General features: G+C 62.0%; 9 protein-coding genes. 2 read left to right on the top strand and 7 right to left on the bottom strand.

Going from position 1 to position 11,205, the window contains the following annotated elements; all coding sequences use genetic code 11:
• Positions 1-330: 330 nt before the first annotated feature.
• The 3 genes from G6N43_RS00660 to G6N43_RS00650 form a co-directional block, all read right to left on the bottom strand.
• Positions 331-870 (bottom strand): TetR/AcrR family transcriptional regulator, encoded by a 540-nt coding sequence (locus G6N43_RS00660; protein ID WP_083153134.1) that lies wholly within the window; start codon positions 868-870, stop codon positions 331-333.
• 155 nt (positions 871-1,025) lie between these two features.
• Positions 1,026-1,643 (bottom strand): spirocyclase AveC family protein, encoded by a 618-nt coding sequence (locus G6N43_RS00655; RefSeq protein ID WP_083152976.1) that lies wholly within the window; start codon positions 1,641-1,643, stop codon positions 1,026-1,028.
• Positions 1,610-1,993 (bottom strand): hypothetical protein, encoded by a 384-nt coding sequence (locus tag G6N43_RS00650; protein WP_163657923.1) that lies wholly within the window; start codon positions 1,991-1,993, stop codon positions 1,610-1,612. The genes G6N43_RS00655 and G6N43_RS00650 overlap by 34 nt, the downstream gene beginning before the upstream one ends.
• 492 nt (positions 1,994-2,485) lie before the next feature.
• On the opposite strand from G6N43_RS00650, the gene G6N43_RS00645 reads away from it, so the two are divergent.
• On the top strand, positions 2,486-3,493 hold the full coding sequence (locus tag G6N43_RS00645; RefSeq protein ID WP_083152975.1) for an Lrp/AsnC family transcriptional regulator: 1,008 nt from the start codon (positions 2,486-2,488) through the stop codon (positions 3,491-3,493).
• Between the two features lie 385 nt (positions 3,494-3,878).
• Complete coding sequence (locus G6N43_RS00640) at positions 3,879-5,501, top strand: phytoene desaturase family protein (protein WP_163657921.1); 1,623 nt, start codon at positions 3,879-3,881, stop codon at positions 5,499-5,501.
• 423 nt (positions 5,502-5,924) lie between these two features.
• On the opposite strand, the gene G6N43_RS00635 is transcribed toward G6N43_RS00640, so the two are convergent.
• From G6N43_RS00635 to G6N43_RS00620, 4 genes are all read right to left on the bottom strand, one after another.
• Entirely contained in the window at positions 5,925-7,121 is a 1,197-nt protein-coding gene (locus G6N43_RS00635) for a cytochrome P450 (RefSeq protein ID WP_163657920.1), read from the bottom strand.
• Positions 7,122-7,162: 41 nt separating this feature from the next.
• A complete protein-coding gene (locus tag G6N43_RS00630; RefSeq protein WP_083152972.1) occupies positions 7,163-8,851 on the bottom strand; it encodes an acyl-CoA synthetase in 1,689 nt (562 codons plus the stop codon).
• The gene (locus G6N43_RS00625) at positions 8,848-9,699 is read right to left on the bottom strand and encodes an SDR family NAD(P)-dependent oxidoreductase (protein WP_083152971.1); all 852 of its coding nucleotides are present in this window, start codon (positions 9,697-9,699) and stop codon (positions 8,848-8,850) included. The genes G6N43_RS00630 and G6N43_RS00625 overlap by 4 nt, the downstream gene beginning before the upstream one ends.
• A 387-nt stretch (positions 9,700-10,086) precedes the next feature.
• Positions 10,087-11,202, bottom strand: a complete 1,116-nt coding sequence (locus G6N43_RS00620) for an acyl-CoA dehydrogenase family protein (RefSeq protein WP_083152970.1) — start codon at positions 11,200-11,202, stop codon at positions 10,087-10,089.
• Positions 11,203-11,205: the final 3 nt, after the last annotated feature.

Raw genomic sequence — 11,205 nt, 5'->3', positions numbered from 1 at the left:
CGAGGGCGCCGGCAACCACATCAGAGTGCCATCGCGGTGAAATGCGATCATCTGTGCCCCAAAGCACTGTGACGGCAAGGGGCGCGACGTTGGGCAGGCCTTGTTCTACCGAGTAGACGGCCATGACGTCGAGCAGCGGCCCGACGTGCCGCGGCATCTCAATGCGCAGCCGACGCGTCATCTCGACGACGTCACCGCGTGCGTTGGATCCGGTCAAGCGTTTGGCGAGGAATCTGCCGACCGGGTCTATACGAATGAGATCGCCGCCGCGTCAGTGGGGCGGATACTCAGGCGATAAGTCGACCGCCCATCTTGACCCGAGAGCGGGAATCAACCCGCCGACGCGCCGCGCAGAAACATCTCAGCCAGTACCTCGTGTGGTTCATGCCCGGGTGGGAGCACCCCTGGTGTCAGTAGCGCGTGAGCCAAGGCGATAAACGCCGCCGCCAGCCACTCGGGGCTGACGTCGTTTCGCAACACGCGCTTGGATTGCCATGTCGTCATCAGCGCGGAGAGTCCGATCGGATCCGGCCCGGCCGCCGCCACGTCTGGTGTACCGATCAGAAACGAGTACCTATTGCCGAATTGCGCAGTGTCGGCCGCAAGACGATAGACCGCGCGCTCGTCGGGGTATAGCTCTGCCGCGCGCTCGACGACCACGCGGCCTTCAGTAACAGCGCGCGCGGCCACCGCAGCAATCAGGTGCTCGCGCGAGGGGAAGTGTCGGTACACGGTGGCGCGGTGCACGCCCGCCACTTGCGCGAGACGCTCCAGCGAGGCCGCTGGGTCGGCCCCGAGCGTGCTCACCGCGGCGGCGAGAATGCGCTCGTTCGCCACGCGCGCGTCGGCGCGGCGGGGACGAGAAGACATGTGCTCATTCTCGCTTAACCCGACGGCCGTCTTGACCGCGGGCGCAACTGTTTTAACTCCCTGGACGCGAATCATTAGGCAGAAGGCAGGTTTCAGGCCGTCGCGGGCCGGCCCCGATGCGGATTGCGGCCACGCCCGTCTGCGCAAGAATTCCGCTAAGGCACCGGAAAGTACGACGGAAAAACGTTCGGCGGTGCTGTACGCATGGCAGCGAAAATATTGAATGGCACGAAATACAAAAGGATGTAGGTGACTTCGGCGAAGGCGAAGATGGCTAAGAACCGCACAAACGTGGCGGGCCGCCGCTGCGTGCCTACCAAGGGCAAGCCACGTTCAACGAAGGACAACCCATCCTTGTCGCGATACCACCTGAGGGCAGTCAGCGTGGTCCAGGCAAGTGAAAACAGAACGGGGTTGTAGACGGGCCAAGCATGGACGGTCCCATCCCAAAGAGTCAGTGGTTCATAAGGACTGATGTTGGCGATGGCGCCAAGCCGAAGGTAAACATTTTCCGAAACCCCGCTAATAAGCATGTTGGACACAAACACCAACCCGAACGCACGAGCCGGTCCCCAAGTCGGGTGCTTATCCCTCACGTAATCCAATAGTCGACAGCCAGAGCGAACGGCCAGAAAGAAGGCCCACGTGTAGGCACCAAACACGAATGCGATTGGAACAGCCCATAGCTGGGGCTCGGCGCTGTTCCATCCGGGAATGAAACCGCCCCACGATCCGACATTCAACTGGTGTGCGTTGTACTGAAACGCAAACACCCAGTAGTTGTCGAGAACATCCCAGAGGTTGAGGCAAGGGCTGCGATGACAAACAGTCCGTCAAACCCAAGAGGCCGACGTTGGATCAATGGGCGAAGTACGACAAACCAGAAGATCGCGACGAAAGCCGCGAACTGACCCCACTCAAGCGCATGGATGAGCATCAGTTTCGTTGCGGGCATCGGATCGTCGCCGGGCGGGACGGACGACACGCCGCCCACAAACCATTTCCCGAGCACGTAAAACGCAAGAAGTAGCGAAGCGCCACCGAGAATCGGCCACGCTATCGTCAGGCGCTGCATCGTCAACGGGCGAAGTTGAGATTTAGGTTCGGACACTGGATCCGACATGCTCAGCCTCCCCGGCGAGGGCTCCTAAGTGCGACATCACTGTCGCACTTAGGAGCGCGCGAGTCAAGGGATCGCTGTCGCCCCCGCCCGGATGAGCCGCGGGCGCCGGAATCGATCCAATGTATGAATAGCGCGAAGCCCAAACGCGAATCCTCATACGCCGCCTGTCGGATGCGCCTCCTCCCGATCAGGCGCACACGCTCCACCTGGCTTGAAGACATAGACAACCCGGGCCGCTTATGCGCACGTCCGAATTGTGACCAGCCGTACTGGTAGTGCTGGAAGGACAGATCCGCTTGCGGCAGAGGGCGCCTCGGCCAAGGCGCTCAGGCACAGACGTGGACCCGCGAATCTCCGAATCGCTCGCGGAGGCGTGGGCACTCTCGCAACAGAACGCGCAACAACACGACTCCAACCTGCGCATCAGCGGTTGTCCGGTTGCGTACAGTGAGGCCCGGATAGATCTCACGTCGATGACAACCGGGAAAATGAGTGGCCACTGCACAAGGACCTAGCGCCAAGCGCGGCGTGCAGGCGGATCGAGAGTTCATCGGGACGCCATTCGAACTCGACGAGCTAGACCTCGCCTTAATCGACGAACTGAGGCAGGACGGCCGTGCCGGAAATCGGGCACTCGCCGCTCGGCTCGGCGTAAACGAGGTGACCATCGCCGCGCGGCTTCGCCGGATGGAGGAGGCGGAGGTGATGCGTGTCGTCGCAATCACCGACATCCGCTTGTTCGGACACCGCGAGTTCGCCTTCGCCATGATCAAGGTAGTCGGCAGATCGGTGAATCCTGTCGCCGCAGACCTGGCGAGGCTGCCGGAAACAATCGGCGTGACCGTTTGCACCGGCCGCTACGACATTGTCGTGGGGCTGTTGGGCCGCGACCGTCGTCATCTCGCCGAGTTGTTCGGAACCGTCCTCCCGAAAATTAAGGGGACAGGGAGGGTTTTCGGCAACATAGCCCTTGACGTGGTCAAGTACGACTCGAAATGGGCGCTGTTCGGGGTGGACTCGGGCAGCATGCCCGAGACCCAACCGAACGACACCGTTGACCAGATGGACCTGGCCATCATCGCGGAGCTCCAGCAGAATGCTCGACGCAGTAACCGGCAGATCGCCGCGGACCTAGGTGTCTCCGAGGGCACGGTTCGTATACGAATCAAACAGATGTTGGCTGACCGTGTTTTTCGCATCCAGGCGGTGTCGGACGTCGTTGCGTCTGGCGTCGGCGCGCATGCTTACATTTTCGTCGAATGTGTTCCAGGCAAGGTCGACAACGTGGCGAAGGCACTTGCCCGCCGAGATGACGTTGCACAGCTCACTCGAGTCCTCGGCCACTTCGACCTCGTGGCCGTACTTCACGCGGCCGACCGGTCAACATTGATCGACAGCATTCACGACAAGATTTCGCTCATTCCCGGGGTACATCGGATGGAGATCCTCGATGGCGTCGCCACGCTGAAGCACACCTATGCCTGGACGTGGATTGTGTAACCACGTGAGCGTCGCTCGCTGCGATGATGAGGTCATTGCATGATTCGTGTCATATCCGCTCACTTTCGCCAACTCCCTCGTCCGTGGACGCCACGACCGATTGCGCCATCCTCCGTCCGCCGGACGTGCGCGGCGAGGCGCGCTGCCCAGCGGACAAGAACTTGCAGCAACGCGCAGGCCGAAAGCGGGTCTGCTGGTGGCTCCATACAAATTGCCTGCAGCAATGCCCATGCGCAGTAAGGTAGCGAACATTCTACGCATAATTGACTCTTTGCTCGTGGAAGACTTAAGGTAACGTAAGACCAGGCGCGCAGGCGAGCGTCGCCGGATGGTCGTTTACCCCGACGTTCGATCCGCAGCAGCGACGAGAGGTGCGTCGACTTTAATGCACGCAATTGACGGCCAAGCGCACGACGTGATCATCGTGGGTGGTGGCCACAACGGGCTCGTGGCAGGCTGCTATCTCGCAAAGGCCGGCCTTCGGGTGTTGCTGCTGGAGCAGCGAGACTGGCTCGGGGGTATGGCCGCCTCGCGCGCGTTCGTCCCAGAGGCTCCCGACCACATTCTCAGTCCCGGCGCCTGGGAGAACGTCTACTTCCGCGCCGGTGGTGTGGGTCGAGAACTCGATCTCGGGCGGTACGGCCACCGCGATCTGGACGCTGCAGGCTGGGCGTGGCTGGGTGATCAAGGAGAGTCTCTCGTTGTGCAACCTGATCTGCGCGGGACCGTGGACGACATCCGGCGGTTCTCCAGGCGGGATGCCGAAACGTACGCCGATCTCATCGGTGCAGCGGTCAAGATCCTCAAGATTCAGGACGCGTACGGCTTGTCGCATCCCAAGCGCCCGAGCCGCGCGACACTGATTGCGGCGATGCGTGCGGTGGCGGGTGGCAGCCGGGCGCGGGCGCTGCTGTCGTCGGCACTGACCACCACTGCCGCAGACGGCATCGACTCGCTCTTCGAATCTGAAGCGGTGAGGGGGATCTTCGCCGGAACCGGCGCGATTCTCGCCCCGCTAACGGTCGACGGAAGTGCAATCGCTGTGCTGGCTCCCGCCATGATCCACCATCAGGGTGCGGCACGTCCGGTCGGCGGAATCGGTGGTTTGGTGGCCGCCCTGGAGCGGTGCTTCGTCGCTCACGGTGGTGGTGTCCGGCTGGGCAGTGAGGTGGCCGCCATCCGGATGGGTAAGCGTGGGGGCATAGTCGAGTTGTCCGACGGCACCGTACATTCGGCTGACAGCGCCGTCATTGCTGCCTGCCCGGTCCATCGCGTGCCCGCAATGGTGGGTGACGCCATGGGCGCTGAGATCGCCGAGCGAATCCGACGGGCTCCGGCCAACTCGACCGGCCTCGGCACGTTCACCATCAATGCGGCGCTGTCGACCCGCCTCGATCTGCCCCACCACCAGCCTAAGCGAACGGACGGGGTCGACCTTCGCAAGCCCGCCCTCTACATGGGCTCGCTCGAAGAAGTCGTCGCTGCCGGCGAGCAGTCCGCGCGCGGCGAGGTGCCTGATCGGACGACGTTCTGTCTCGGCATCCTGTCGGCCGTCGACGGAAGCCAGGCCCCCGAGGGGCAGGATGTCGTGCAGCTGTACGCCCCCGCCCCCGTGAAACCCGTTGGGGGTTGGGACAAATGGCGCGCCGAAGCACAGCGTAGGCTCGAGGACAAGGTGGCATCCGCCGCACCGAATTTCTCGCGCTCCAAGATCGGCGCTTTCGTCGAGACCGCTGAGGATCTCGCCGAGCGCACCGGCGCCGAGAATGGCTGCATCTACCACATCGACAACGTCCCCACCAGGATGGGTGGGCTGCGCCCCGCGCCTGGGGTAGGTGCTTATCGCACGCCGATTCCGGGTCTGTACCTGGCGTCGGCCAGCTGCCATCCCGGCGGTGGCGTGTCGGGTCTACCGGGGAAGCATTGCGCTGGCGAAGTTCTGAAAGACGCCGGAGTTGTTCAGGGTGGCGTGGTGACGCGGATTCGGGCGGCCGTTCAGCGGCGGTGAGGCACCGGAGCGGTGATCAGCGCAATGTGCGCAACCTTCTCGCTGTGGTCCCCACGCCGGCGGTGGCTCGATGTCGCCCGAATTCACGGCATACCCGGTGTGGTTGTCTGCACAAGCGCCCGAACCCCGCGTCGCGCTCGATACCTTTGGGTCTGTCAGATCGGCGCGGGCCGCACCAAATCAGGTTCGGCCGAGTCGGCGACAAGTTGTTTGACGAGTCGTGATCATTCGTACTCGCGCGGCAGATCGCCTAGCGGGTAGGTCGTGTGGCATGGGTCATCTGGGCGTGACTTTCCATCCCGGCGTTGACGTCGACGCGAATGACTCGGTCTGCAGATGCCGTGCCGTTTGCCACGTGTCTTCCTTCTGGGCGCAGCAATCTCGGGGTCCTGGGCGAGGGACGGGCGACACCAAGACCGTCCACTAACGCACTTCGTAGCCTAATTTGAAGGACCGCACCGCACTGACGAAGATGTTGGGCTCGATCTCGGGTTCAGTCAGCGGTGTCAAAGCAGTGATGCGGCGAACCAGTTCTTCGAGCAGGACCTTGAGCTGCAGTCTAGCGAGGTGGGCGCCTAGACAGAAGTGCACGCCTGAGCCAAATGCCAGATGCGGGTTCGGGTGTCGCGATGTATCAAACTGGAATGCGTCTGCGAAAACGGCCTCGTCGCGGTTCGCCGATCGATACAGCAATACTATTCGGTCACCGGGTTCGACCGGGACTGCGCCGATGCTGGTCGATGTCGTCACGGTTCTAAAGAAATTGTTGATCGGTGTGACCCATCGGATCAACTCTTCGACGGCGGAAGGAATCATCCCAGGTTCTCCCGCAAGCCGTTCCCACTGCTGGGGATGGTCGCAGAGAGCGCGGAGGCCCCTACTGATCACCGTCCGCGTGGTTTCTGCTGCGCCCGAGACAAATAGTCCTGTCTCATCGAAGATAGCCGCTCGCGTCATGTCGCTGGTTGCCCACACCGACAGCACGTCGTCAAGGGGACACTCCCGACGTCGCGGTACCAAATTGTCGAGAGCTTCCCCTATCTCGAAGGTCGCTTCAATGAGGTCGTGTGCGACATTGTAGTCGTGAGGAAGTGAATCGATCCGCATCAAACGCTCTGACCACGAACGAATTTCGGGCCATGAATCCTCTTCGAAACCAAGCAGCTTTGTGGTCAGTCGAGCGGGCAAAGGTGCGGCAAGTTCGCTTACGATGTCGGCGGAGTCCTTGGTCATCATGGCATGGAGAAGATCCCGCACGGTTTCACGGATTACCGGCTCCCACGATTGCACCGCTCTGGGTGTGAAGCGATCGCGTACCAGGCCTCGTAGTCGACTGTGTTCGGGGTCATCTTGCGCAATCATGTTCTTCTCGCGCAGTGATTGCCACGACCGATATCCGAGTCCGTTGACGAAACGCGTCGGATGGCGCTCGATGTGAAGGATAGATGCGTGGTCCAGGACGCCGAGCACGCCAGTCGCTTCGTCGTGGTAAACCGGTCCGTTGGCGCGCCACCGGCGAAAAGTGTTGTCCATTCCCGTGATATCTGCGTAGAAGTACGGGTCTAACAGGCCCGCCGGGGGTGGAGCGCCCTCCGCCGACTGCATGGCCGCCCGGCTCATTGTCTCAAGTGTGGCCTGGGATGGTCCTCGGGAGGGGCAGGTCATGTGGAGACTCCTGGTTGGGTAGCAGACCCCGCCTTGGGGTCGAGCGCGACTTCCGGATCGGTGGAATTGCGCAACACTTCGCGCGCCCAGACGTAGTCGGGTTTCCCGGCCGCGGTACGTCGGATTGCGTCAACCAGTACCAGCCTTCGGGGAAGCTTGTAGGCGGCCAGCTGATGCCTTAAGTCATCTCGCAACGTATCCAATGCGGGCGCAGGTGCGGTTCGCGATACGGCGACTGCAGCTACTTGTTGGCCAAACCGTTCATGAGGCATACCAACCACCACCGCGTCGGCTATGGCGGGATGTGCCATCAATACGCCCTCCACTTCGTGCGGGTATACCTTCTCGCCTCCAGTGTTGATGCACATGGACCCGCGACCGAGAAGTGTGATGGTGCCGTCGACCTCTAGCACCGCTCGATCGCCGGGAATGGCCCAGCGCGTGCCGTCGGGTCCGATCGGGAATGTCGCGGCGGTCTTCGCCGGATCGTTCCAATAGGCCAACGGGATCCTGCCGGTACGGGCGAGTCGGCCGGCTCGCCCCGTCCCAGGGGACATCGGTCTGAGCTCGTCGTCGACGACCGTGGTGCCCGCGCCCACGCGGAACTTGGCGGCACCGTTTTCTCCATTTCCGATCGCTACGCCGTTAGCGCCGGTCTCCGAAGAACCGAAGCCGTCCAGGACGACGACATCGGGAAGCGATCTTTTCAACTCTCGTTTGACGATTGGTGAAAGCGTCGCTCCGCCGGAAGAGATGAATCGGAGCGTGGACAGATCCCAGCTATGCGACTGTTTCGACAAAGTGTCAGCGAAGGGGCGCGCCATGCCATCGCCAATGAGCACTAATAGCTCCGGTCCCTCGATGGCGGCTAGTTCGGCCACACCAGCCGGATCGTATTTGTGCTGAGTCCACAGGATGGCTCCGCGGCCGGACAACAAGGGAGTCAGAGTGTTCCATTGACCGTTGCCGTGCATCAGCGGCGAGGTGACTAACCAGGGGCGCGGTTCACCGACCAGGTGTTTGACGATTTCGCCAGGGCGTTGAATCGGTTCACCGCCAGGATGACCGCCTTGTAGTGCGGCGAAAAAGATGTCTTCCGAGCGCCACAGAACGCCCTTAGGCATTCCGGTCGTGCCGCCGGTGTACAGCAAGTAGTGATCGTCAGAGCTTCGGGGCATTATGGACGCTGCCGGGTCTGCGGACGCCAGCGATTCTTCATAGGCGACACCTGCCCCGCCGACAGGGGCACTGCCCGCATCCTCGATGACGACGAGGTGACGCAGCGCGGGTAGTTCAGCCCACAGCCGATCGATCGTCGGGACGAAACTTCGTTCTGCGATGACAGCTACGGCCTGCGAATCTGACAGGAGATGGCGGATCTCGGAGTCGACGTAGCGGTAGTTGACGTTGACCGGCACCGCTCGGATCTTGAAGCAAGCCAACATGGATTCGACCCATTCGGCGCGGTTCCACGCCAAAATCGCGACGTGCTGCCCAGGTTGGACGTTCACTTCCAACAAGTGGGCGCCGAGCCGGCCGGCTCGGTCGTCGAGTTGCTGATACGTCAACCGCGATGAGCCGGCTACCAAGGCCTGCCGCTGCGGAATAGCCTGTGCGACAAGCTCGAAGAGGCTCGCCAGGTTGTACTGCGAGCAGGCGGCGATCTCGTTTTCGGTCTTGATCATGTGCTGCCGCCTTTCTGCATACGCTCGGCCTCGGCGTCGGCGAAATGCCGGCCGATGACGTGATACAGGTCCGGTCCGCGACGAAGGCTGTGCCCGCCGTCGACACCGAAGACCTGACCGGTTATCCAGGCAGACGCATCGCTGGCCAGGAAAAGCACGGCCTCTGCGATGTCGTGCGAGGTACCCAGCCGCGATAGGGGCATTTGATTGAGGTAGTCCGCTCGTGTGGGAATGTCATCATGGAACGGCTGTGTGGCGTCTGTTGGAACGAGGCCTGGCCGGATTGCGTTGACGCGGACGCCGAACCTGCCCATTTCGTCGGCCGCGTTTCGTGTCAACATCTCCACAGCGGCTTTTGCGATGGAGTACGGCGCCAAATACGGGTGGGTCAGCACACCGGCAATGGACGAGATGACGACAATCGATCCGCCACGGCACCGTGCCATCTCGGGAGCGCTGTGTTTGACGGTCAGAAAGGCGCCCGTCAAGTTAACGGCCAGTGTGTCGTTCCAGGCTTGCACATCGGTGAGGACCAGCGGTCCTGGCGATCCGCCGCCGCCTGCGTTAGCGACAACCACTCGCAAACCGGCCGGTGCTGCGGCGGCATACTCGACCGCGGCGGCTACCTGAGCTTCATCGGTAACGTCGGCGCGGATGAAACGCGTGGATCCGCCGATCTCCTTCACTCCCGCGCGCAGCTTGTCCTCATCTCGCCCGCAAATAGTGACTGTTGCTCCGGCCGCCGCCAATGCGGCGGCGCAGGCTCGGCCCAATCCGGATCCGCCTCCTGTGACCAAGGCGCCGTAGTCACGCAGAGTCGCCGGTCTCGCGGCGACGGCAGGGTTCATTTTGGTCGTCTCTTTCAACTTCAGTAATCACATTCCTCTACCGTGATGGCGCGGACGTCGCCATCCTCATGGGCGGGCTTGAGCGCGTATCTCGCTGGAGCCCGATACAACGCATATTCTCAGTTCTGGCACTACCCATACCGAATATGCATAGATCACGGGCCATAGCGCTAAGTAAACTGCATTTCACGCCGTTCGATCAACTCGCAAAGTGTTAGGGCTGATCAGAGCGGATGCGTAGTTCGCCGAAGGGGCCAAGCCGACCGGGGTCAGTGATGGCCGGCGGTCCGGCGGACTCGACTCACGGTCGCGCCATGAGGTGATGCTCGACCGAGCCACCGAGTGAGGAAAATCAGATGCGATCGTGGCGGGCAACGGTGAGCTTATCTACTGCTCTTGCCCCGTCGCACCAACCACTTGAAGATGGTAATCGGCTGGGCCGAACATCGCGTCGATGGCGAGGATGCGTTTCAGATGGTGCCCCACGGCTATCTCATCCGTCATCCCGACACCGCCATGGATTTGAACCGCGGACTCAGCGAATCCGCGCCCGAGGCGGCCCACCTGAGCTTTCAAAACACTGAAGTCCCTAGAGGACGCACGGCCAACGTCTGCAAGTGCGGTGGTGTAGAGCAGAGTTGAACGTGCCTTGACGTAGGCAAGGCTCATATCTGCGAGCTTGTGGGCAATCGCTTGAAAGCTGGCGATCGGGACGCCGAACTGCTCGCGGGTCCGCGCGTACACCGTCGTTGCTTCCAACAGTGCACCCATCGCGCCCACCGCCTCAGCGGCGACGGCGAGTATAGCGTCGTTAACGACGTTCTGAATTGACTGTTCGGCGTTGTCATCTATTAGGGCTTGCGAGGGAATACGAGCATCGTTGAAGCAGATGTTGGCGGCGGGCCGACCGTCAATCGTCCGCAGCGGCGTGATCTCAACGCCATCCACCGGGGGTTCGACAACCACGAGCGCGAGACGATTCGCACCCGATCGCGCGGTCACGACAAGAATGTCCGCGTCGGCGCCATCGATGACAAGACGTTTCTCTCCGCTGATCGAAATGCAATCACCGTCTAAGCGAGCGGTGGTTTCGATGGTGTCGACGCTCGCCGTGCCGTGTCCCTCCTCGTGAGCGAGCGCGGCGCGTGACTCCGCAGTGATGATTCGGCCCAGCCACGACAACGCTATGGAATTCTTTTCCGCCCGGGCGAGCGCGCGGCCAGCGAGCAGTACGGAAGAGAAGTACGGCTCCACGACGAGGTAGCGTCCGAGAAGTTCAGCAACCGCGACGATGTCGGAGGGGGTCCCGTTGAGGCCACCTGAGACTTCCGGCAAGGGCATCGCAAAGAGTCCCATCGTTTCAAGCCGACGCCATACGTCCTCGGACATCCCCGCAGGGGAGCGCAGAATCGTCTGGCGCTGCTCGAAGCGGTAATCGCGCTCGAGATAGCGAGCGACGGTGTCGCGCATCATCACTTGCTCGGCAGAAAAGGTGAAGTCCATGGA

Origin of the sequence: Mycolicibacterium moriokaense, assembly GCF_010726085.1 — a bacterium.
Classification (GTDB): domain Bacteria; phylum Actinomycetota; class Actinomycetes; order Mycobacteriales; family Mycobacteriaceae; genus Mycobacterium; species Mycobacterium moriokaense.
This window is presented reverse-complemented; position numbering and strand designations above follow the sequence as displayed.